Source organism: Pseudomonas sp. 28 E 9, assembly GCF_900004785.1.
Classification (GTDB): domain Bacteria; phylum Pseudomonadota; class Gammaproteobacteria; order Pseudomonadales; family Pseudomonadaceae; genus Aquipseudomonas; species Aquipseudomonas orientalis_A.
Genome location: NZ_CVTK01000047.1, coordinates 396,207 through 416,291, shown reverse-complemented (window position 1 = coordinate 416,291; position 20,085 = coordinate 396,207). Strand labels below are relative to the sequence as shown.

At 60.3% G+C, this 20,085-nt stretch carries 23 protein-coding genes and 4 tRNA genes; 17 read left to right on the top strand and 10 right to left on the bottom strand.

What is annotated here, in order from left to right:
• Nucleotides 1-7 precede the first annotated feature (7 nt).
• The 4 genes from BFQ00_RS15880 (at nucleotide 8) to BFQ00_RS15865 (ending at nucleotide 1,262) form a co-directional block, all read left to right on the top strand.
• Nucleotides 8-772: an SDR family oxidoreductase gene (locus BFQ00_RS15880; RefSeq protein ID WP_065892472.1), complete on the top strand. Its 765-nt coding sequence runs from the start codon at nucleotides 8-10 to the stop codon at nucleotides 770-772.
• Nucleotides 773-872: 100 nt separating this feature from the next.
• A tRNA-Val gene (locus BFQ00_RS15875) sits at nucleotides 873-948 on the top strand.
• Nucleotides 949-1,003: 55 nt separating this feature from the next.
• A tRNA-Asp gene (locus tag BFQ00_RS15870) sits at nucleotides 1,004-1,080 on the top strand.
• 105 nt (nucleotides 1,081-1,185) lie between these two features.
• A tRNA-Asp gene (locus tag BFQ00_RS15865) sits at nucleotides 1,186-1,262 on the top strand.
• Between the two features lie 157 nt (nucleotides 1,263-1,419).
• Here the strand turns inward: BFQ00_RS15865 and BFQ00_RS15860 are convergent.
• Nucleotides 1,420-2,703, bottom strand: coding sequence for an NAD(P)/FAD-dependent oxidoreductase (locus BFQ00_RS15860; protein WP_065934056.1), 1,284 nt, complete (start codon nucleotides 2,701-2,703; stop codon nucleotides 1,420-1,422).
• A gap of 184 nt (nucleotides 2,704-2,887) precedes the next feature.
• Between BFQ00_RS15860 and BFQ00_RS15855 the strand changes: the two genes are divergently transcribed.
• A tRNA-Val gene (locus BFQ00_RS15855) sits at nucleotides 2,888-2,964 on the top strand.
• 102 nt (nucleotides 2,965-3,066) lie between these two features.
• Here BFQ00_RS15855 and BFQ00_RS29675 read toward each other — a convergent pair.
• On the bottom strand, nucleotides 3,067-3,381 hold the full coding sequence (locus tag BFQ00_RS29675; RefSeq protein WP_170827564.1) for a hypothetical protein: 315 nt from the start codon (nucleotides 3,379-3,381) through the stop codon (nucleotides 3,067-3,069).
• Nucleotides 3,382-3,537: 156 nt separating this feature from the next.
• Between BFQ00_RS29675 and BFQ00_RS15845 the strand changes: the two genes are divergently transcribed.
• From BFQ00_RS15845 to pcp, 3 genes are read left to right on the top strand one after another with little or no spacing between them, the layout of a single operon-like run.
• Entirely contained in the window at nucleotides 3,538-4,251 is a 714-nt protein-coding gene (locus BFQ00_RS15845; protein WP_065887148.1) for a DUF969 domain-containing protein, read from the top strand.
• Complete coding sequence (locus BFQ00_RS15840; protein WP_065934055.1) at nucleotides 4,248-5,198, top strand: DUF979 domain-containing protein; 951 nt, start codon at nucleotides 4,248-4,250, stop codon at nucleotides 5,196-5,198. Before BFQ00_RS15845 ends, BFQ00_RS15840 begins: the two co-directional genes overlap by 4 nt.
• A gap of 7 nt (nucleotides 5,199-5,205) precedes the next feature.
• Nucleotides 5,206-5,835: a pyroglutamyl-peptidase I gene (pcp, locus tag BFQ00_RS15835; protein WP_065934054.1), complete on the top strand. Its 630-nt coding sequence runs from the start codon at nucleotides 5,206-5,208 to the stop codon at nucleotides 5,833-5,835.
• Nucleotide 5,836: 1 nt separating this feature from the next.
• Here the strand turns inward: pcp and BFQ00_RS15830 are convergent, their stop codons facing one another.
• Genes BFQ00_RS15830 through BFQ00_RS15820 form a run of 3 tightly spaced genes read right to left on the bottom strand, consistent with a single transcriptional unit; the run spans nucleotide 5,837 to nucleotide 8,205 of the window.
• Nucleotides 5,837-7,234, bottom strand: coding sequence for a heavy metal sensor histidine kinase (locus BFQ00_RS15830; protein ID WP_065934053.1), 1,398 nt, complete (start codon nucleotides 7,232-7,234; stop codon nucleotides 5,837-5,839).
• Nucleotides 7,231-7,902, bottom strand: a complete 672-nt coding sequence (locus BFQ00_RS15825) for a heavy metal response regulator transcription factor (RefSeq protein ID WP_065887152.1) — start codon at nucleotides 7,900-7,902, stop codon at nucleotides 7,231-7,233. The genes BFQ00_RS15830 and BFQ00_RS15825 overlap by 4 nt, the downstream gene beginning before the upstream one ends.
• Before the next feature lie 42 nt (nucleotides 7,903-7,944).
• The gene (locus tag BFQ00_RS15820) at nucleotides 7,945-8,205 is read right to left on the bottom strand and encodes a DUF2790 domain-containing protein (RefSeq protein ID WP_065934052.1); all 261 of its coding nucleotides are present in this window, start codon (nucleotides 8,203-8,205) and stop codon (nucleotides 7,945-7,947) included.
• Between the two features lie 206 nt (nucleotides 8,206-8,411).
• Here BFQ00_RS15820 and BFQ00_RS15815 point away from each other — a divergent pair, with 206 nt between their 5' ends.
• Nucleotides 8,412-9,107 carry an HAD-IA family hydrolase gene (locus BFQ00_RS15815; protein ID WP_065934070.1) on the top strand — a complete coding sequence of 232 codons (696 nt, stop codon included), beginning with the start codon at nucleotides 8,412-8,414 and terminating at the stop codon, nucleotides 9,105-9,107.
• On the opposite strand, the gene BFQ00_RS15810 is transcribed toward BFQ00_RS15815, so the two are convergent.
• Nucleotides 9,089-9,352, bottom strand: a complete 264-nt coding sequence (locus BFQ00_RS15810) for a hypothetical protein (protein WP_065887155.1) — start codon at nucleotides 9,350-9,352, stop codon at nucleotides 9,089-9,091. The two genes, BFQ00_RS15815 and BFQ00_RS15810, sit on opposite strands and share 19 nt — an antisense overlap.
• Before the next feature lie 205 nt (nucleotides 9,353-9,557).
• Nucleotides 9,558-9,752: a carbon storage regulator CsrA gene (csrA, locus tag BFQ00_RS15805; RefSeq protein WP_003192511.1), complete on the bottom strand. Its 195-nt coding sequence runs from the start codon at nucleotides 9,750-9,752 to the stop codon at nucleotides 9,558-9,560.
• Between the two features lie 260 nt (nucleotides 9,753-10,012).
• On the opposite strand from csrA, the gene BFQ00_RS15800 reads away from it, so the two are divergent.
• Nucleotides 10,013-10,378, top strand: coding sequence for an SPOR domain-containing protein (locus BFQ00_RS15800; protein ID WP_065887156.1), 366 nt, complete (start codon nucleotides 10,013-10,015; stop codon nucleotides 10,376-10,378).
• 31 nt (nucleotides 10,379-10,409) lie between these two features.
• On the opposite strand, the gene BFQ00_RS15795 is transcribed toward BFQ00_RS15800, so the two are convergent.
• The 3 genes from BFQ00_RS15795 to BFQ00_RS15785 form a co-directional block, all read right to left on the bottom strand.
• Entirely contained in the window at nucleotides 10,410-11,099 is a 690-nt protein-coding gene (locus tag BFQ00_RS15795) for an endonuclease (protein ID WP_065934051.1), read from the bottom strand.
• A 4-nt stretch (nucleotides 11,100-11,103) separates the two neighbouring features.
• Nucleotides 11,104-11,355: a DUF1654 domain-containing protein gene (locus BFQ00_RS15790; protein ID WP_170827563.1), complete on the bottom strand. Its 252-nt coding sequence runs from the start codon at nucleotides 11,353-11,355 to the stop codon at nucleotides 11,104-11,106.
• Between the two features lie 193 nt (nucleotides 11,356-11,548).
• Complete coding sequence (locus BFQ00_RS15785) at nucleotides 11,549-12,637, bottom strand: asparaginase (RefSeq protein ID WP_065887159.1); 1,089 nt, start codon at nucleotides 12,635-12,637, stop codon at nucleotides 11,549-11,551.
• 449 nt (nucleotides 12,638-13,086) lie between these two features.
• On the opposite strand from BFQ00_RS15785, the gene BFQ00_RS15780 reads away from it, so the two are divergent.
• From BFQ00_RS15780 to BFQ00_RS15750, 7 genes are read left to right on the top strand one after another with little or no spacing between them, the layout of a single operon-like run.
• Entirely contained in the window at nucleotides 13,087-14,046 is a 960-nt protein-coding gene (locus BFQ00_RS15780) for a sugar ABC transporter substrate-binding protein (RefSeq protein WP_065892480.1), read from the top strand.
• A 58-nt stretch (nucleotides 14,047-14,104) separates the two neighbouring features.
• Complete coding sequence (locus BFQ00_RS15775; RefSeq protein ID WP_065934050.1) at nucleotides 14,105-15,658, top strand: sugar ABC transporter ATP-binding protein; 1,554 nt, start codon at nucleotides 14,105-14,107, stop codon at nucleotides 15,656-15,658.
• Nucleotides 15,655-16,632, top strand: coding sequence for an ABC transporter permease (locus BFQ00_RS15770; RefSeq protein WP_065887162.1), 978 nt, complete (start codon nucleotides 15,655-15,657; stop codon nucleotides 16,630-16,632). The genes BFQ00_RS15775 and BFQ00_RS15770 overlap by 4 nt, the downstream gene beginning before the upstream one ends.
• A gap of 3 nt (nucleotides 16,633-16,635) precedes the next feature.
• Nucleotides 16,636-17,658 carry a LacI family DNA-binding transcriptional regulator gene (locus tag BFQ00_RS15765; RefSeq protein ID WP_065934049.1) on the top strand — a complete coding sequence of 341 codons (1,023 nt, stop codon included), beginning with the start codon at nucleotides 16,636-16,638 and terminating at the stop codon, nucleotides 17,656-17,658.
• 23 nt (nucleotides 17,659-17,681) lie between these two features.
• Nucleotides 17,682-18,599 carry a ribokinase gene (gene rbsK / locus BFQ00_RS15760; RefSeq protein ID WP_065887168.1) on the top strand — a complete coding sequence of 306 codons (918 nt, stop codon included), beginning with the start codon at nucleotides 17,682-17,684 and terminating at the stop codon, nucleotides 18,597-18,599.
• A complete protein-coding gene (gene rbsD / locus BFQ00_RS15755) occupies nucleotides 18,596-19,000 on the top strand; it encodes a D-ribose pyranase (protein WP_065934048.1) in 405 nt (134 codons plus the stop codon). The genes rbsK and rbsD overlap by 4 nt, the downstream gene beginning before the upstream one ends.
• A 26-nt stretch (nucleotides 19,001-19,026) precedes the next feature.
• A complete protein-coding gene (locus tag BFQ00_RS15750; RefSeq protein ID WP_065887172.1) occupies nucleotides 19,027-20,055 on the top strand; it encodes a nucleoside hydrolase in 1,029 nt (342 codons plus the stop codon).
• The last annotated feature ends 30 nt before the right edge of the window (nucleotides 20,056-20,085 follow it).

The window sequence follows — 20,085 nt, the reverse complement described above, 5'->3', positions numbered from 1 at the left end:
GTGGTCCATGGAGGCCGCTGCGGCCAGTAATGGGCGCGTTGCGCTGGTGACCGGTGCGGCGCGCGGCATTGGCCTCGGGATTGCGGCGTGGCTGATCAGCGAAGGCTGGCAGGTGGTGTTGACCGACCTGGACCGCGAGCGCGGTTCCAAGGTGTCCAAGGTGCTGGGCGAGAATGCCTGGTTTATCACCATGGACGTGGCCGACGAGAAGCAAGTGGCCCAGGGTGTCGCCGAGGTATTGGGGCAGTTTGGGCGCCTGGATGCGCTGGTGTGCAATGCGGCGGTGGCCGATCCACGCAATATCACCCTGGAAAGCCTCGACCTGGCGTACTGGAACCGCGTGCTGGCAGTCAATCTCAGTGGGCCGATGCTGCTGGCCAAGCATTGCGCACCGTACCTGCGCGCCCATGGTGGCGCTATCGTCAATTTGGCCTCGACACGGGCCCGCCAGTCGGAGCCGGACACCGAAGCCTACGCGGCGAGCAAGGGTGGCCTGCTGGCGCTGACTCACGCCCTGGCGATGAGCCTGGGGCCGGAAGTGCGGGTCAATGCGGTCAGCCCCGGCTGGATCGATGCGCGTGATCCTGCTGCGCGGCGGGCCGAGCCGCTTACCGATGCCGACCATGCGCAGCATCCGGCGGGTCGGGTAGGGACGGTGGAGGACGTGGCGGCCATGGTAGCGTGGCTGCTGTCGCGCCAGGCCGGGTTTGTCACCGGACAGGAGTTTGTGGTGGACGGCGGTATGAGCAAGAAGATGATCTACAGCGAGTAGGGCGGTCTTGAAGCATTTTTGTCTTTTTCAGAAAAACTTCAAGCGGGCTATTGACTTAGGTCCGCTATCTGCGTAAATTTCGCGGCCTCAACGAAGCAAAGGGTGATTAGCTCAGCTGGGAGAGCATCTGCCTTACAAGCAGAGGGTCGGCGGTTCGATCCCGTCATCACCCACCACTTCTTGAGAGTTTTGCCTTAGGGCAAGACGCAACGTTAAAGGTTGCACCGACGCGCAGCGGTAGTTCAGTCGGTTAGAATACCGGCCTGTCACGCCGGGGGTCGCGGGTTCGAGTCCCGTCCGCTGCGCCATATTTTCCAGGTTCGATGTGTCGGGCTTGAGATTGAACAACCCAGGTTGATCGATCAGATGTTTAAAGGTGATTGAGGCTTTACGCTCAGTCAGCCAAGCGATACGCAGCGGTAGTTCAGTCGGTTAGAATACCGGCCTGTCACGCCGGGGGTCGCGGGTTCGAGTCCCGTCCGCTGCGCCATATCAGCTTCAAGGCCCACTGAACGCCTTGAAGCACAAGCGAAGCCATTGGCTGACCTTGATTCGATAGCAAAGACCCTGGTCGAAAGACCGGGGTTTTTTGTGTCCGCGATTTGTCGTTCCGGGTAAGAAGCCGGCGAACCGGCTCCCGTCGTTCATCAAAAACCCAGCTTGTCCCGCAGCCCGTAATACCACGCGCCCATTGCGGCAAACGGTGTGCGCAACAGCTGTCCACCCGGGAACGGGTAATGGGGCAGGTCGGCAAAGGCGTCAAAGCGCTCGGCCTGGCCTCTCAATGCCTCGGCCAAAACCTTGCCGGCCAGGTGCGTATACGTCACGCCATGGCCGCTGCAGCCTTGCGAGTAATAGATGTTGTCGCCGAGGCGGCCCACCTGCGGCAGACGCGACAGGGTCAGCAGGAAATTGCCGGTCCAGGCGTAGTCGATCTTCACGTCCTTGAGCTGCGGGAACGCCTTGAGCATCTTTGGCCGGATGATCGCCTCGATATTCGCCGGGTCCCGCGCGCCATACACCACGCCGCCGCCGAAGATCAGGCGCTTGTCGCTCGTGAGGCGGTAGTAGTCGAGCAGGTAGTTGCAGTCTTCGACACAGTAGTCCTGCGGCAACAAGGTCCTGGCCAATTCGTCGCCCAGTGGCGCAGTGGTAATCACCTGGGTGCCGCACGGCATTGATTTGGCCGCCAGCTCCGGCACCAGGTTGCCCAGGTAGGCATTGCCCGCAACGATGATGAACTTGGCCCTGACCTTGCCTTCGGCGGTATGCACCACCGGGTTGGCGCCGCGCTCGATACGCACGGCGGCCGACTGCTCATGGATTGTGCCGCCGAGGGATTCGACGGCCGCCGCTTCGCCCAATGCCAGGTTAAGTGGGTGGATATGCCCACCGCTCATGTCCAGCAGGCCGCCTACATAGTTGTCACACGCCACGACTTCGCGGATGCGACGCTCGTCCAGCAGTTCCAGTTGCGTATGGCCGTAACGCTCCCACAGGCGCTTCTGTGATTCCAGGTGGCCCATGTGCTTGCTGTTGAGCGCGGCGAACACGCCGCCATCCTTCAAGTCGCACTGGATCTGATATTTGGCCACGCGCTCACGAATGATCCTGCCGCCCTCGAAGGCCATCTCGCCCAGCAACTGCGCCTGTGTAGGCCCGACGCTGCGCTCGATGACATCAATGTCGCGGCTGTAGCTATTGACGATCTGCCCACCATTACGACCGGACGCACCAAAACCTACCTTGGCGGCTTCCAGGACCGTCACGCGAAAGCCGTTCTCGAGCAAAAACAGCGCGCTGGAAAGACCGGTATAACCGGCGCCAATCACACAAACATCGGTTTCGACCTCACCTTGCAGCGCCGGACGCGGCGGAACCGCGTTCGCGGAGGCGGCGTAATACGACTGGGGGTAGGGGGTGTTCGCCATCCTGGAACCTCTGTTTTATATTTTTTACGAGTGCGACGATGCTACCTGAGTTGAAAATAGCCTGCCAGCCACCCGTAATTCGCGGGCGCCTGGCCCGCGAATAAAAAATTCGCATATTCATAGGGTTAGCTGCAAAAAAGATGTTGACACCCCTACGGAATTCCGTAGAATGCCGCCTCACAGCAGGCACGTAGCTCAGTTGGTTAGAGCACCACCTTGACATGGTGGGGGTCGTTGGTTCGAGTCCAATCGCGCCTACCAAACAAAATCCGCTCTGCTGGGCGGTCTTGAAGGGCTCACCGAAAGGTGGGCCCTTTTTTGTTGTCTGGAATTTGATCGTTCCCTCGTTCCGCGAGGGAACGATCAGGTCAACAGCGTCTTGCGGCGCTTTTGGGGCGCTGGTGTTTCGGTCAACAGAAGAGCGTCGCCACCGACAACAGACAAATGATCTGGACCACCATCTGGCAGCGTATCTCGCCAATTGCTGTCGCCATACTGCTCATCTGACCGGCATACATAGCTGGAGCCCTCATTGTCGGCAATAGCGCCCTGGATGCTGCGCAGGCGCATCATCGTTGAGTATAGGGCTAATCCCGAATCCCTCCAGTTACCCAATCGCGCAGTACCAATATCCACAAAATTTATTGGTCTGCAGCAACAGTTTTTCTTGTTGGACACCTCCCGCCTCAAGGCAGCAAAGTTGCCGCCACTGCTCGACCTTCCGGGTCAACAATAAAAAAACCGAGCCGACTGCACGCCACTTTCATGCTGTGAGCCCTTTGCTCACATCCTGCTGTAATGGCGCCGCAGCGCGCACTAAAGGACCTCTTCGCCATGCAAACTGTTGTGAATTTATGGCCGTTGATCGGCGTACTTGTCATCGTGGTCGGCTTTGTATTGCGCTTCAATCCGTTGCTGGTGGTCACCGCCGCCGCTATCGCCACCGGGCTCGCCGCCCAGTTCCCGCTGGAGAAAATTCTCGCCACCATGGGGGATGGTTTCCTCCAGACCCGTGCGCTGCAATTGATCCTGTTATTACCGCTGGCGGTGATTGGCCTGTTGGAGCGCCACGGCTTGCGCCTGCATGCACAGAACTGGATCGCCCGTTTCGAGCGCGCGACAGTGGGGCGTCTGCTGATCATCTATCTGTTTGTACGTGAATCCACTGCGGCCATGGGGCTGACCAGCCTGGGTGGGCATCCGCAGATGGTGCGGCCATTGCTCGCGCCGATGGCCGAAGGTGCGGCGGAAAAACGCTACGGCAAGCTGCCGGACAAGCTGCGTCACAAGGTATTGGCGATGTGCGCCGCCACGGACAACGTGGGGCTGTTTTTCGGTGAGGACATCTTCGTCGCCTTTGGTGCGATCGCCTTGATGCATACCTTTCTGCTGGGCTCGGGGATCGATGTGGAGCCGCTGCATATTGCGGTGTGGGGCATCCCGACGGCGATCTGTGCCTTTATCATTCATGCCATTCGACTGCATCGGTTTGATCGACGGTTGACCCGTGAGATGAGCGCCGCTCCCTCGGTGGAGGCTGCGCAATGATTATTTCCATTCAATACCTGTATTGGCTGGCCGGTGTGCTGTTGCTGATCACCGCCGGTATGATCCTGCTGGATCGCACCCATCCCAAGCGTTGGTCGACGTCGCTGTTCTGGCTGCTGTTTGCCATTCCGTTCCTGGTGGGAGAACGCCTGCCTTCGGTGGTCATCGGTGGCGGCATCGTGGTGATGGCGTTGATTGCCGGCCTGGGTGGCGTCGGCCGTGGCCAGCATGCGCAATTGCATGACAAGGCGTCCCGCGCCAGTGCCGCTCGCCTGGGTCACAAGCTATTCATACCCGCGCTGGCCATTCCGCTGACCACGGTGATTGGCTCGGTATTGCTCAAGCACACCGAAATCGGCGGTGTGCCGCTGCTCGATCCGAAGAACACCACCTTTGTCTCTCTCGGCATCGGCTGCCTGATCGCCCTTGGCCTCGCCTGCTGGCTGACCCGCGATACCCCTGTGCAGGCCTTGCGCGAATCGCGTCGCCTGACGGAAGCCCTGGGCTGGGCCATGGTGCTGCCGCAGATGCTGGCCATGCTCGGGCTGTTGTTCAATGAAGCCGGGGTTGGTACGGCGGTCGCCCACGTCACCACCACGTACATCAATCTGGATTTCAAATTGGTGGCGGTAATGGTCTATGTGCTGGGCATGGCGTTGTTTACGGTGATCATGGGCAACGGCTTCGCGGCGTTCCCGGTGATGACCGGCGGCGTCGGGGTGCCGGTGCTGGTGGGCATCTACGGCGGCAACCCGGCGGTCATGGCGGCGATCGGCATGTTCTCCGGCTACTGCGGTACGCTGATGACACCGATGGCGGCCAACTTCAATATCGTGCCGGCAGCATTGCTGGAGCTGCCGGACAAGAACGCGGTGATCAAGGCCCAATTGCCCACCGCGTTGATGATGCTGGTGGTCAATATCGTGCTGCTTTATCTGTTGATGTGAGGCCAGGATGAAAACCCTATTGCTGACCGGCTTCGAGCCTTTCGACCATGACGTGGTGAACCCCTCCTGGGAGGCGGTGCGCCTGCTGGAAGGGTTGGAACTGAGTGATGACGTGCGGATCGTCGCGCGCCGATTGCCCTGCGCTTTCGCCACTGCTGCAGAGACCTTGCTTCAGCTGATTGAGGAACTGCAACCGGCCATGGTCATCGCGACCGGCCTGGGGCCCGGGCGCAGTGATATTTCCATCGAGCGCGTCGCGATCAACGTCAATGATGCGCGCATCCCGGACAACCTGGGCGCCCAGCCGATTGACACGGCAGTGGTGGAGGGTGGCCCGGCCGCTTACTTCTCGACATTGCCGATCAAGAGCATGGTCAGGGCGGTGCGTGAGGCGGGTATTGCGGTCTCCGTTTCGCAGACGGCGGGGACTTTTGTGTGCAATCAGGTGTTTTATCGATTGCAGCATGCGCTGGCAGGTTCTGCGGTGCGCAGTGGGTTTATCCATGTGCCGGGCTTGCCGCAGTTCGGTCAGCCGTCGATGGAATTGCCTGTGTTGGTGGAGGGCTTGCGTCTGGCGGCCGCGGCGGCTTGGCAAACCCAGGCGGATATCGTGGAAACAGGTGGTCGGGTGAGCTGATTCAGTCCCGTGCGGGAAAAAACAACTCGAAAGTGGTGATGCCGTCCTCACTGCTGACCCGATACCGCCCGTTATGCAGTTGCATGATGGTTGCCACGATCGACAGCCCCAGTCCATTGGATTGGGAGGAGCGCTCGCGGGACTCATCCACCCGGTAGAACCGTTCGAACAGCCGCGGCAGATGCTCGGCGGGGATGGTCTCACCCTGGTTGCTGACCCTCACGTTGACGCCCTCGTCGGTTGCAATCGCCTGGACGCTCAGCGCCGAGCCCGGCGCTCCATACTTGATGGCGTTGGCGCACAGGTTGGCCAGGGCGCGGCGCAGGAGCATGGGCTCAGCCCAGATCACGCCTTTGCCCTGGACAACGATGTGCATGCCCGCGTCGGCGGCCAACCCTTCGAAATAATCGGCGATGCGCTCCACCTCATCCGCTGCGTCCAGCGCCTGGCGTTGGCGCAACGCGCTGGCCGGGTCGGTGCGCGCCAGGAACAGCATGTTGTCGAGCATCCGCGCCAGGCGTTCAAGCTCCTCGACATTGGACGCCAGCAGTTGCTGGTAGCTGTCGACACTGCGCTGCTGCTGCAAGGCAACCTGGGTTTCGCCGAGCAGGTTATTGATCGGCGTGCGCAGTTCGTGGGCCATGTCGGTCGAGACCTGGCCCAGTTGCACAAAGCCCTTGGACAAACGCTCAAGCATGGTGTTGAACGACTCGATCATCGGTAGCAGTTCTTTCGGGGCGCCCTCGCTGTCGAGGCGCTCGGCCAGGTTGCCGACGCCGATCCCTTGCGCGTGCCGGGCCAGGCGGCGCAAGGGCAGCAAGCCGCGATGCACCAGCAGGTACCCGGCCAATGCCAGGATAATCGCAGCGATGCTCGCCAGGATATAAACGCTCAGTCGATAGCTGGCGAGTACCGCAGTGCGCTCGGTCATCAGGCGGCCGCTGGTGACTTGCAGGCTGCCCAGGTCACCGGCGTTGATGGTCGCGGCGACCGTCGAGAAGGGAATGCCGTTGAGCCCTGGCAAGTGCTGTACATCGCTCAGTGCCAGTACGTGATTCCCGGGCACCGGCTCTATCGCAGGCAGTTCGATATTGGCCGGGTTCACCAGCAGCAAGGGTGGTTGACCGGGGGCTGCGATGCTCAATACGGATTCACGGTTGCCGAGCATGTTCTGGAACAACTCGGGTTTGGTCTTGATCAGGTCCAGGGTGTTGCTGTCGCTGAGCAGGTTGCGCAGTTGATCGACGCGGGAGATCAGCGCGGTGTCGTCGCGGCGGATCAGCTCGCGCTCCAGCTCGCGGTACAGGGCCACGCCGAGGGTGGCCAGCAAGGCAAAGGCGAGCAGGGCGAAGATCAACGCCAGGCGCAGGGTCAGCGAGTAATGGCGGCTGCGGCTCATGGCTGGGTATCGAAGCGGTAGCCGATGCCACGCACGCTGTGGATCAACTTGAGTTGGAACGGATCGTCGATTTTCAAGCGCAGGCGCCGCACGGCCACGTCGACCACGTTGGTGTCACTGTCGAAATTCATGTCCCACACCCGCGAGGCAATCAGCGAGCGTGACAGCACCTGGTCCTGGTGGGTGGCGAACAGGTGCAGCAGGGCGAACTCTTTATTGGTCAGGGTAATGCGCGTGCCGGCGCGGGTGACGCGGCGCTTGAGCACGTCGATTTGCAGGTCGGCGATCTGCAGGTGTTCTTCTTCCCGAATCGGGCCGCGCCGGGTCAGGGTGCGCAGGCGCGCGACCAGTTCGGCGAAGGAAAAGGGCTTGATCAGATAGTCGTCGGCGCCCAGCTCCAGGCCCTTGATGCGGTCAGCGATATCATCGCGGGCGGTCAGGAACAGCACCGGCGTATCGGCCTCCCTGCGCAAGCGGCGCAGTACTTCCCAGCCATCCATTTTCGGCATCATCACATCGAGCACGATCACGTCGAACGGTGTTTCCAGAGCCTGGTGCAAACCGTCCACGCCATCGCGGGCCAGGCTGACGCTGTAGCCCAGTTCCTGCAAGCCATTGAGCAGATAGTTGCCGGCCTTGGGTTCGTCTTCGACTACGAGGATGTTCATGGTAAATGCCCTGATTCAATGGGTTGCGCCAGTTTATCCTGATCAATTGTCACTGGCGCAACCGATGCCTTGCACCCGGTAATCCAGCACGTGTTCCCGGTCCTGATGATCCAGGTAGCGCAGTTGCGCCGGGACGATACCGCATTGGCCATAGGTGTCGGTACTGGAGAGCACCTTGGCCACATCCAAGTGGACGAAAAAGCCGGTTCGATCATGGATCACGGAAGCGGCTGGGGCGGCGTCGGCGGCAAATACCGAGGTGGTGGCGAGCAAGGTAATCAAGGCGAGGGCAAACCGTTTCATGGCCAAATCTCTCTGTGAATGTTGGCTGCCGGGGCCGGCAGTGAGTTCACAGTAACCAGGCGACCTGAACAGCCAACCAACAGGATGATGACAAGTTCGTCATTCAAGGTTTGGGGCGGGGCGCCTCGCAACGTTTACAAGTGGCGAGGTGAACCGTAGATTGCATGGCATCGATCATTTGCTTGAACACCTGGGGAAGCCGCGTCGTGTCCAGCCAAAATCCTGCCGTATTTAGCCGGCGTTACCGGGCCTTTCTGTTCGATATGGACGGAACCCTGCTCAACTCCATTGCCGCCGCCGAGCGGGTATGGAGCCGTTGGGCCGAACGCCATGGCCTGGATGTGGAGGCGTTCCTGACCACCATCCATGGCGCCCGCGCAATCGATACGATCACGCGTCAGGCGTTGCCGGGCGTGGACGCTCAAGCTGAAGCGGCGTGGATTACCGATGCTGAAGTGAACGATGTCGAGGGCATCGTGGCGATTGGCGGCGCGGTTGAGTTCCTCAAACGCTTGCCTGCCGGGCAGTGGGCGCTGGTCACATCTGCGCCCAAGGCCTTGGCTCTGCGTCGAATGGCAGCTGCGGGTATTCCCGTGCCCTCGGTAATGGTGACGGCCGAGGATGTCGCCAGCGGCAAGCCCGATCCGGCGTGTTACGTGCTCGGTGCCCAGCGCCTGGGCGTGCCGGTGCAGGATTGCCTGGTGTTCGAGGATGCGACGGTCGGCATTCGAGCCGCAGAAGCGGCGGGAGCGGATGTGATGGTGGTGACCTCGACGCACCCAGTTGCCATGGCGACCGAGCATGCCTGTATCGACGGGTATGAAGGACTGCACGTGCTGCGAGAAGCCGATGGCCGGCTGGCGGTGCGGGAAGGGGAAGACCGTCAGCGTGTTGCTTTTTGATGCGCGCGATGCGCCTCACGCTGGCATAGCTTGCGCAAGACTGTCTTCTGCATCGGCTTGAGGCAGAACGCAAACAGGTAGGCGCACAGCAGTAATGCCAGGTCCAGCCACGAGTGGTCCGCCGCGTCGACAGCCCCCTGGACTTCCAATCGCAGTCCATACCCGAGCGCCAGGAATACCAGGCCTATCAGCAAGGTGATTGTCCAGGACAGGGAAACCATGGGCTGTGTAACGGTTGGCCTCATCGACGTGCTCCTGAATGCACTCGGACCGCAGGATGACGTGGAATTTGGCTGCAAATGATGCAACAAGTTCCTGGCATCATGGCAGTTTCATCTTGCAGCGCGGGGACATGTACGAGGCGTACAGCGTGGATAAAAAAAGCGAATGGGCCGATCAGGTTTTCGCCAGCCGTTACGGTAAAGCAAAAGGCTGGCTACTGGAGGTGCTTCAAGGCGTCTGGTTTTTGTCCGGCGCAGTGAGGCCAGCCTGGATGCGCTGATAAATTTCCTCGCGATGCACGGCAACATCCTTGGGGGCGTTGATGCCGATTCGTACTTGCTGGCCGCTAACGCCCAGGATGGTGATCGTAATGTCATCACCGATGTTTATGCTTTCACCAACTTTTCGGGTGAGTATAAGCATGGACTTCTCCTTGATTACTTTTAAGGACACATGTTCAGACAGGGCAGGTGTCGGATGTGCGTAGCTTACTGCGAAGCGCTTCCCTGTGACTGCCTCTTTTAGGACGCATAGAGGCGACATTAATTCCCATGGCGGCATCATACAGGTCGCGATACATGATTCGCATTGTTTAAGCCAACGTTTATGACGGCCAGAATAGACAGTGAATGGTAAAGTCGCCTCTTTATCTTCGAAGGAGCAGGGCAGTGCGTAAAGTAGCAATGGCAATTGCAGTGTTGGCATTGGCCGGATGCGGCGAAGGTGAGCCTGTCAATGCCCCCAAGGCCAAGCCTGTCGTGACCGAAAGCCAGCCGCAAACCGGTGCGATTGCCGCGCAGGAATGGGATGTATGGGTGGGGCCGCCGGATCACAAGCTGCAGGCGCTCACTGACTTGACCGCCTGGTTGCTGGAGCATGGTTTCAATTTTTACATCGTGAAGGCAGACGGCAAGGACCAGGTACTGCTTGGCCCGTTTGCCACCAAGGCCGAGGCTGAGGCCAAGCAGACGCTGCTCAACGAAAAGATGGCCCGGGCCAAGAAAACCGACACCGTGTCGGAAGTCATCGAACACAAGGTCGCGCAGTAACGGGTCGGGTGGGCGCCGATTGCGCCCACCTTCAGCCGCAGGCCTTCAGGTTCACCGGGCCGACAAATTCATTGCCTCGGCCCATCACACAGCCCACCGTCTGGTTGCGCTGGCGCTCCCAGGGTTGCACCGGGTAGGTCTTGTTCCAGGCTTCATACAGTTGGCGATCCTGTTTCGACAGGCGCAGGCCGTATTGCTTGCTCATATAAAAATAGGTGCGTGCGATCATCCCGCGAATCGATGGGCGCGGCATGACCTTCTTGGCCTTGAAGTCCACCTGGGTCAGGCATGAACCGTATTGCCCGGTTTGCACCGGCAGCCAGCCGAAACTGAAGTTGTTACGGTCGCCATTTACCTCGCCGATGCTCGGCACCAGGTTGTGCAGGTCGGCTTCGGCGCGCTTGAACACGTCGTCATGGCGCGTGCAGTTTTTACGCCCGCCATTTTGCCAGCACTGGCGCTGATGGCCGATCTGCCAGGCGGGCACAATGTGTTCCCACTCGATGCGCGCGGCGCGATTGGCGTTCTTGCGCGGGATGTAGCCGCAGGCTTTCAGGTCTATGCGTTTGCCGGCGTATTTACAGCCGCAATAGAACTCGGTGGATTGGGGGGCGTAGAGCTTCCAGGCGATTTTCTTGGCTTCACTGAAGGTTCGTGGGGCTTGGGCGTTGGCGGTGACAGCAAAAAACAGGCAGCACACAGCGAAAAAACGGACACTCATTCAATCAATCTTCCTTCGGCACAACCCAGAAAATCTGCACGCCGCCGTCATCCCTGTAGGCGAGGGTGACGTTGTCGTTTTCCGCAATTTCTTCAAGCAGGCGCGCCCACTCGTCCTCGGGCTCATCCGGCAGGCGGAAGATCAACGCCGCCTTGGCTTTCTGGGCGTTGGTCGAATTGATGATTTTTTGTACGCGAATGGCCAGGCGCTGGTAGGCGTCAGGCGCTGCGGGTGCTGCGGAGGAGGGCTTTGCCACGGAGTATTCCTTAGTAAGCTGTACGCACATACAGTATTTAACTGTAGGTATTTTCGCAACTGCTTAAATTCAAAGACGTCCGTCTGACAGCGAATTTGGAAATTTGCTGTGATTTGTTGCAATAAGTTTTAGGTGTGAACCTGATGTGGCGAGGAAGCACGCTACCTCGCCACCCTTTCAGTCAGGTCTGGAATCAGTATTCCCAGAATATCCGTTGCAACTCTTTGCTGTCCTGAGTCTTGGTCAGGGCGACCATTGCCAGGATGCGGGCCTTCTGCGGGTTCAGGTCAAGGGCTGCCACCCAGTCGTATTTATCGTCCGGCTGTTCAGCGTTGCGCAGCACCATGCCACCGGCATTGACGTGCGAAGAGCGGATGATCTGCACGCCTTGTTTACGCAATTCCACCAGCGCCGGAACGACCTTGGACGACACCGAGCCATTGCCGGTGCCGGCATGAATGATGGCTTTGGCGCCGGCTTGGGCCAGGGCTTTGTAGGCCGTGTCGCTCACGTTGCCGTAGCCGTAGGCAATTTCTACGTCAGGCAGGCTCTTGATGGTCTTGATGTCGAATTCCGAATCCAGGGTGTGACGCTTGGCCGGCAGGCGGAACCAGTAGGATTTGCCTTCAACGACCATGCCCAATGGGCCCCAGGGGCTCTTGAACGCCTCGGTCTTGATATTGATCATCTTGCTCACGTCGCGACCCGATTGGATCTCGTCGTTCATGGTCACCAGCACGCCTTTGCCGCGTGCGTCCTTGCTACCGGCGACGGCAACGGCGTTATACAGGTTGAGCATGCCGTCCGCCGACATCGCGGTACCCGGGCGCATGGAGCCGACCACCACGATAGGCTTGTCGGTTTTTTCAACCAGGTTAAGGAAGTAGGCGGTTTCTTCGAGGGTATCGGTACCGTGGGTGATCACGATGCCATCCACGTCCTTGCTGTCGGCCAATTCGGCGACGCGGCGACCCAGTTGCAGCAGGTTTTCGTTATTGATGCTTTCCGACGCAATTTGCATCACTTGTTCGCCGCGTACATTGGCGATCTGGCTAAGCTCAGGAACACCGGCGATCAATTGTTCGATGCCGACTTTGGCGGCCTGGTAGGTGGCGCTGTTGGCAGCACTGGCACCTGCGCCGGCGATGGTGCCGCCAGTGGCGAGGATCACCACGTTGGCGAGCTTGGTCTTGCTCTCGACTTCTTTTGCCTGGGCGGCGACAGGGAACAGCAGCAGGAGGGCCATCGCCCCGGGAACAAAGGATTTCAATGCAGATTTCATTATTTTTCTCTCTGGTTTTGACGAGTGCGGTAGCAGATGTATCCAGAACACCCGGGCGACTCTGAACGTCCGAGGCGCTGAGAAATAGCAGGATTTGTACCAGGCCAATCATGAAGGAATGGATAAAATAACTTATTGATTTAAAACAATTTAAATTGCTTGTTCGGGCTCATCTGACACGCGGCTGTCCGGCTTTCCGAACGCAGGGTGCATTGATGTTCGGTTGTCCGAAAGCCTTGATGGTATTTACCTCGGGTTCTGTGTGAAATCGTCGCCAGCCCTGTCGTTTCAATCAGCGCCGGAGTGAACGGTATCTTCAGGATGAAAGGTGAGTGCTGACCGTTGACAAATCTCGACAAGGTTCTCATAGTTCTGACAACGCAAACGTTTGCGAGATGTTTCTTCGGCGCGAGCGTTGCTCACAATAATCATAAGATCGGAGTACACCCATGAAGCTGCCATTTGCAGGACGTCTTCTCGCTGTCGCTGTGCTTGCCGCCGCATCCGCTGCCCTGCCTCTCTCTTCTGCATTCGCTGACGACGCTGCCGCCAAACCCAAGGTCGGCTTGGTGATGAAGTCCCTCGCCAACGAATTTTTCGTGACCATGCAAGAGGGCGCCAAGGACTACCAGAAATCCCACGCCGCCGACTTCGACATGATCACCAACGGCATCAAGAACGAAACCGACACCAGCGCGCAGATCGATATCGTCAATCAGATGATCCTGGCCAAGGTCAACGCCATCGTCATCGCACCCGCCGATTCCAAGGCGCTGGTCACCGTGCTGAAGAAAGCCTCGGATGCCGGCATCAAGGTGGTCAACATCGACAACCGCCTGGACCCGGACGTGCTGAAAAGCAAAAAACTCGATATTCCCTTCGTAGGCCCGGACAACCGCAAAGGCTCCAAGCTGGTCGGTGACTACCTGGCCAAGCAACTGGCCGCGGGCGACAAGGTCGGGATCATCGAAGGCGTGCCGACCACCACCAACGCCCAGCAGCGTACCGCAGGCTTCAAGGATGCAATGGATGCGGCAGGCATGAAGATCGTCTCCACTCAATCCGGTAACTGGGAAATCGACCAGGGCCAGAAAGTCGCCTCGGCGATGCTGAGCGAATACCCGGACCTCAAGGCACTTCTGGCCGGTAACGACAACATGGCCCTGGGCGCCGTCTCCGCCGTACGCGCGGCGGGCAAGGCCGGCAAAGTGCTGGTGGTGGGCTACGACAACATCGAAGCCATCAAGCCGATGCTGCAGGACGGTCGCGTGCTGGCAACCGCCGACCAGGCCGCCGCCCAGCAAGCCGTGTTCGGCATCCAGAATGCGCTGAAGCTGGTCAAGGGCGAGAAGGTCGAGGCCACCGATGGCGTGATCGAAACCCCGGTCGAACTCGTCCTCAAGAAGTAATTCCGGCAGTAGCCAACAGCGCCCGCTCGTCCTGAGCGGGCGCCTGGAGATTTTTCCTATGTCATCTTCCGCCCCGAACGCTGTCCTCTCGGTCAGCGGTATCGGCAAGACCTATGCCCAACCGGTTCTGTCCGACGTCACGCTCACGCTCAATCGTGGTGAAGTGTTGGCGCTGACCGGTGAAAACGGCGCAGGCAAAAGTACCTTGTCGAAGATCATCGGCGGGTTGGTTACGCCGACCACCGGCAACATGCAGTTCAATGGTCAGGATTATCAACCCGCCAGCCGCACCCAGGCCGAAGCGCTGGGTGTGCGCATGGTCATGCAGGAACTCAACCTGCTGCCGACGCTGACGGTGGCTGAAAACCTGTTCCTGCATAACCTGCCCAGCCGTGGTGGCTGGATCAGCCGCAAACAGTTGCGCGCGGCCGCGACCGAAGCCATGGCCCAGGTGGGCCTGGATGCAATCGACCCGGACACCCTGGTAGGCAGCCTGGGCATTGGTCATCAGCAAATGGTCGAGATTGCCCGCAATCTGATTGGTGACTGCCATGTACTGATTCTCGACGAACCGACGGCGATGCTCACGGCCCGTGAAGTCGAGATGCTGTTCGAACAAATCACCCGCCTGCAGGCCCGGGGCGTGGCGATTATCTATATTTCCCATCGGCTCGAAGAGTTGGCCCGGGTGGCCCAGCGCATTGCCGTATTGCGCGACGGCAAGCTGGTCTGTGTCGAGCCGATGGCCAATTACAACAGTGAACAACTGGTGACCCTGATGGTAGGGCGCGAGTTGGGCGAGCACATCGACCTGGGCCCGCGCACTATCGGCGAACCGGCCTTGACGGTCAAAGGCCTGACGCGCTCGGACAAGGTCCGCGACGTGTCCTTCCAGGTGCGCGCCGGTGAAATCTACGGTATTTCCGGCCTGATCGGCGCCGGTCGTACCGAGTTGCTGCGCCTGATTTTTGGTGCCGACCCAGCCGACAGCGGCACGGTGGCGTTGGGGCCGCAGGCCAACGTGGTCAGCATTCGCTCCCCGGTCGACGCGGTCGCTCATGGCATTGCCCTGATCACCGAAGACCGCAAGGGTGAAGGCCTGCTGCTGACCCAGTCCATCAGCGCCAACATCGCCTTGGGCAACATGCCGGAAATCTCTGCTGGCGGGCTGGTCAACCGCCGCGATGAAACCGCCCTGGCCAAGCGCCAGATCGACGCCATGCGCATCCGCAGTTCCAGCCCGGCGCAATTGGTCTCCGAGCTTTCGGGCGGTAACCAGCAGAAGGTAGTGATTGGCCGCTGGCTGGAGCGCGATTGTTCGGTGATGCTCTTCGATGAGCCTACGCGTGGCATCGACGTCGGTGCCAAGTTCGACATTTATGCCTTGCTCGGCGAGTTGACGCGCCAGGGCAAAGCGCTGGTGGTGGTCTCCAGTGATCTGCGCGAGCTGATGCTGATCTGCGACCGCATCGGCGTGTTGTCCGCCGGACGCCTGATCGAGACCTTCGAGCGCGATCGCTGGACCCAGGATGAATTGCTCGCCGCCGCCTTTGCCGGCTATCACAAACGTGACGCGCTGCTCAACGATGCAGCGCCTAGGAATACCCCATGAAAACAACCACTTCCCCTGGTAAAGCGGGCGGCAACTTCTACGGCCTGGGCACCTACCTGGGCCTGGCGGGCGCGTTGCTGGCGATGATTGCGCTGTTCTCGGTACTCAGCGATCACTTCCTGTCCTATGACACATTCAGCACCCTGGCCAACCAGATTCCGGACCTGATGGTGCTGGCGGTGGGCATGACCTTCATCCTGATCATTGGTGGTATCGACCTCTCGGTTGGCTCGGTACTGGCATTGGCGGCGTCGGCGGTCAGCGTGGCGATTCTCAGCTGGGGCTGGAGTGTATTGCCGGCCGCCGTGCTGGGCATGGGCTGCGCCGCATTGGCCGGCACGCTTACCGGTTCCATCACGGTGGCGTGGCGTATTCCGTCCTTTATCGTGTCCCTTGGCGTGCTGGAGATGGCCCGGGGCGTGGCTTACCAGATGACCGGCTCGCGCACCGCTTATATCGGTGACTCGTTTGCCTGGCTGTCCAATCCGATCGCGTTCGGGATTTCGCCGTCGTTCATCATTGCGTTGCTGGTGATCATCGCCGCCCAGCTCGTGCTGACCCGCACTGTGTTCGGTCGTTACCTGATCGGTATCGGTACCAACGAAGAAGCGGTGCGCCTGGCCGGCATCAACCCCAAGCCCTACAAAATCCTGGTGTTCAGCCTGATGGGCCTGCTCGCCGGTGTGGCCGCGCTGTTCCAGATCTCGCGCCTGGAAGCGGCGGACCCGAATGCCGGCTCGGGCCTGGAGTTGCAAGTGATCGCCGCCGTGGTGATCGGCGGTACCAGCCTGATGGGCGGGCGCGGCTCGGTCATCAGCACGTTCTTTGGTGTGCTGATTATTTCGGTACTGGCGGCGGGCCTGGCGCAGATCGGCGCGACAGAGCCCACCAAACGCATTATTACCGGTGCCGTGATCGTGATCGCTGTGGTCCTCGATACGTACCGCAGCCAGCGCGCCAGTCGGCGGGGCTGAACCATGGCAACGATCAAGGATGTGGCGGCGCTGGCGGGCATTTCCTACACCACGGTGTCCCATGTGGTGAACAAGACGCGCCCGGTCAGCGAACCGGTGCGCGTCAAGGTCGAGGCGGCGATCAAGCAGTTGGACTATGTGCCCAGTGCCGTAGCGCGCTCGCTCAAGGCCAAGACCACGGCGACGATCGGGCTGCTGGTGCCCAACAGCCTCAACCCGTACTTCGCGGAGTTGGCCCGGGGCATCGAGGATTACTGCGAGCGCAATGGCTATTGCGTGATCCTCTGCAACTCCGATGACAACGCCGAAAAGCAGCGCAGCTATTTGCGCGTGTTGTTGGAGAAGCGCGTCGACGGCTTGATCGTGACCTCGGTGGGCGGCGATGACAGCGGCCTTGCCGCTGGCTTGAGCGCGGTGCGCACGCCCATGGTGATCGTCGACCGGGCGCTGGACGGTATCGACGTCGACCTGGTGCGCATCGATCATGAAGAGGGTGCCTACCTGGCGACCCGGCACTTGCTTGAATTGGGCCATCGTGACATTGCCTGCATCGCCGGCCCTGCCCATACGCGCGTGGCGCAAATGCGCCTGGCAGGCTATCGCCGTGCGCTGCGCGAGGCGGGTGTTGAAACAGCCGCCGAGCGCATCCGCGAAAGTGATTTCACCAGCAACGGCGGTTATGCCGCCGCCGTGCAATTGCTTGCGCAGCAACCGCCCAGTGCGATTTTTGCCTGCAACGACATGATCGGTTTTGGCGTGCTTCGCGCTGCGGCAGAGCGCAATATTCGCGTGCCGGGCGAGCTGTCGGTGATAGGTTTCGATGACATTCAAATGGGCCGCTATGTCTATCCTGCGCTGACCACGGTCGGGCAGTCGATCGTACAGCTGGGTGAGACAGCGGCCGAATTATTACTGCGACGTATAGCGACACCCCAACTGCCGGTCGATCAACGCATCGTGACGCCAAGCATTGTCTTGCGTGAGTCGACGGCGCCGTTGACGGGTGTGTTTGCCCAATACCGCTGAACCGAATTGATGAGTACTGATGTATGCCAGCGAACGTAGTGGTAGTAGGCAGCTTGAACATGGATCTGGTCACCCGCGCCAGTCGCTTGCCGCGTGCCGGTGAAACGCTGATCGGCCAGACCTTTTCCACCGTCCCCGGTGGCAAGGGCGCCAATCAGGCCGTCGCCCTGGCGCGCCTGGGAGCGGATGTGGCCATGATCGGCTGCGTCGGCAGCGATGCCTATGGCGGCCAATTGCGCGATGCGCTGTTGGTCGAAGGCATCGACTGTCAGGCCGTCAGCACCGTGGACGGCTCCAGTGGGGTCGCGCTGATCGTGGTGGATGACAGCAGCCAGAACGCGATTGTGATTGTGGCGGGCAGTAACGGTCAGTTGACGCCCCAGTCGTTGACGGCCTGCGATGCGGTGTTGCAGGCTGCCGACGTGATCATTTGCCAGCTTGAAGTGCCGATGGACACCGTCGGGCATACGCTCAAGCGCGGCCGCGAGCTGGGCAAGACGGTGATCCTCAACCCGGCGCCGGCCAGTGGGCCCTTGCCGGCCGAGTGGTATGCCTCGATCGACTACCTGATTCCCAACGAAAGTGAAGCCAGCGCCTTGAGCGGTGTTGCGGTCGATTCGCTCGACAGCGCCAAGCTCGCCGCGACAGCGTTGATCAAGGCGGGCGCCGGTAAAGTCATCATCACCCTCGGTGCTCAGGGCGCACTGTTTACAGATGGCAACAGCTTCGAGCACTTGGTCGCGCCCAAGGTCCGGGCGGTGGACACCACGGCTGCCGGCGATACCTTCGTGGGTGGCTTTGCCGCGGCGCTGGCTGCGGGCAAGAGCGAAGCCGAGGCCATCCGTTTTGGCCAGGTCGCGGCCGCGTTGTCGGTGACCCGTGCCGGCGCCCAGCCTTCCATTCCTACGCTGCACGACGTACAAGGTTTTGTGCCCTCATGAAAAAGACACCTCTGCTCAATATCGCCCTGTCCCGTGTGATCGCGTCATTGGGGCACGGCGACATTCTGGTCATCGGGGATGCCGGCCTGCCGGTGCCGCCCGGCGTCGAATTGATTGACCTGGCGCTGACCCAGGGCATTCCGGATTTCATCAGCACCCTGCGCGTGGTGCTCAGCGAAATGCAGGTGGAAAGCCACGTGCTGGCTGAAGAAATCCTGCTCAAGCGGCCTGCGGCGCTGGTCGAGCTCAATGCGCTGGCCGATCAGGCGGCGCTGGGCGAGCGACGCCTGCTCAGTCATGAAGCATTCAAGCAATTGAGTGGCAGGGCGCGCGCGGTCGTGCGCACCGGCGAATGTCAGCCTTACTGCAATATCGCGCTGGTATCCGGCGTAACCTTCTAGAGTCCCCCTACGACAAGGAGTGTTTTATGCAACGTGGTCTTCCCTCCCTGAAAAACCTGTTCCGGAGTGTTTTGCTTTTGTCCGCGCTCACAGCTGCAAGCGCCCAGGCGGCGGAAAAAATCGACCTGATCATCGATACCGACCCCGGTGCCGACGATGTGGTTGCCTTGCTGTTCGCCATGGCTTCTCCGGAGGAACTGAACATTCGCGCACTGACGACAGTGGCCGGCAACGTGCGCCTGGACAAAACCTCCCGCAACGCCCGCCTCGCGCGCGAGTGGGCAGCACGCGAAGACATCCCGGTTTACGCGGGTGCTCCAGCGCCGCTGCTGCGCAAGCCGATCTATGCCGAGAATATCCATGGCAAGGAAGGTATCTCCGGCGTCACCGTGCATGAGCCGAAACAAGGCCTGGCTGATGGCAACGCGGTGGATTACCTGATCAAGACCCTGACGACCGCCAAACCCCACAGCATCACCATCGCCATGCTCGGTCCGCAGACCAACCTGGCCCTGGCATTGACCCAGGCGCCGGAAATCACCCAGGGCATCAAGGAAGTGGTGGTGATGGGGGGGGCGCACTTCAATGGCGGCAATATCACGCCAGTGGCCGAGTTCAACCTCTTTGCCGACCCGGTGGCCGCGGAAATTGTGCTTAAAAGTGGCGTGAAGTTGACCTACCTGCCGCTGGACGTCACCCATAAAGTGCTGACCAGCGAAGCGCGCCTGAAGAAGATCGCGGACCTGAACAACAACGCGAGCAAGGTCGTCAGCAATATCCTCAACGAGTACGTCAAGGGCGACATGGAGCACTATGGCATTCCAGGTGGCCCGGTGCATGACGCCACAGTGGTCGCCTACCTGCTCAAGCCATCGCTGTTCACTGGTCGCCAGGTCAACGTGGTCGTCGACAGCCGGGAAGGCCCGACCTTCGGCCAGACCATCGTGGATTGGTACGACGGCTTGAAGCAGGAGAAGAACGCGTTCTGGGTCGAGAATGGCGATGCCCAGGGCTTTTTCGATCTGCTGACCGAGCGCCTGGCACGTTTGAAGTAAACCGCTTGCCGGTCGGCGTTCGCTGACCGG

Coding starts and splice junctions, on each gene's coding strand:
- BFQ00_RS15825 (WP_065887152.1), bottom strand. CDS start 7,902: ATGAACATCCTCGTAGTCGAAGACGAACCCAAGGCCGGCAACTATCTG.
- BFQ00_RS15785 (WP_065887159.1), bottom strand. CDS start 12,637: ATGAAATCTGCATTGAAATCCTTTGTTCCCGGGGCGATGGCCCTCCTG.
- BFQ00_RS15780 (WP_065892480.1), top strand. CDS start 13,087: ATGAAGCTGCCATTTGCAGGACGTCTTCTCGCTGTCGCTGTGCTTGCC.
- rbsD (WP_065934048.1), top strand. CDS start 18,596: ATGAAAAAGACACCTCTGCTCAATATCGCCCTGTCCCGTGTGATCGCG.
- BFQ00_RS15880 (WP_065892472.1), top strand. CDS start 8: ATGGAGGCCGCTGCGGCCAGTAATGGGCGCGTTGCGCTGGTGACCGGT.
- BFQ00_RS15810 (WP_065887155.1), bottom strand. CDS start 9,352: ATGAGGCCAACCGTTACACAGCCCATGGTTTCCCTGTCCTGGACAATC.
- BFQ00_RS15795 (WP_065934051.1), bottom strand. CDS start 11,099: ATGAGTGTCCGTTTTTTCGCTGTGTGCTGCCTGTTTTTTGCTGTCACC.
- BFQ00_RS15845 (WP_065887148.1), top strand. CDS start 3,538: ATGCAAACTGTTGTGAATTTATGGCCGTTGATCGGCGTACTTGTCATC.
- BFQ00_RS15770 (WP_065887162.1), top strand. CDS start 15,655: ATGAAAACAACCACTTCCCCTGGTAAAGCGGGCGGCAACTTCTACGGC.
- BFQ00_RS15750 (WP_065887172.1), top strand. CDS start 19,027: ATGCAACGTGGTCTTCCCTCCCTGAAAAACCTGTTCCGGAGTGTTTTG.
- BFQ00_RS15830 (WP_065934053.1), bottom strand. CDS start 7,234: ATGAGCCGCAGCCGCCATTACTCGCTGACCCTGCGCCTGGCGTTGATC.
- BFQ00_RS15840 (WP_065934055.1), top strand. CDS start 4,248: ATGATTATTTCCATTCAATACCTGTATTGGCTGGCCGGTGTGCTGTTG.
- csrA (WP_003192511.1), bottom strand. CDS start 9,752: ATGCTTATACTCACCCGAAAAGTTGGTGAAAGCATAAACATCGGTGAT.
- BFQ00_RS15765 (WP_065934049.1), top strand. CDS start 16,636: ATGGCAACGATCAAGGATGTGGCGGCGCTGGCGGGCATTTCCTACACC.
- rbsK (WP_065887168.1), top strand. CDS start 17,682: ATGCCAGCGAACGTAGTGGTAGTAGGCAGCTTGAACATGGATCTGGTC.
- BFQ00_RS15820 (WP_065934052.1), bottom strand. CDS start 8,205: ATGAAACGGTTTGCCCTCGCCTTGATTACCTTGCTCGCCACCACCTCG.
- BFQ00_RS15775 (WP_065934050.1), top strand. CDS start 14,105: ATGTCATCTTCCGCCCCGAACGCTGTCCTCTCGGTCAGCGGTATCGGC.
- pcp (WP_065934054.1), top strand. CDS start 5,206: ATGAAAACCCTATTGCTGACCGGCTTCGAGCCTTTCGACCATGACGTG.
- BFQ00_RS15800 (WP_065887156.1), top strand. CDS start 10,013: ATGGCAATTGCAGTGTTGGCATTGGCCGGATGCGGCGAAGGTGAGCCT.
- BFQ00_RS15860 (WP_065934056.1), bottom strand. CDS start 2,703: ATGGCGAACACCCCCTACCCCCAGTCGTATTACGCCGCCTCCGCGAAC.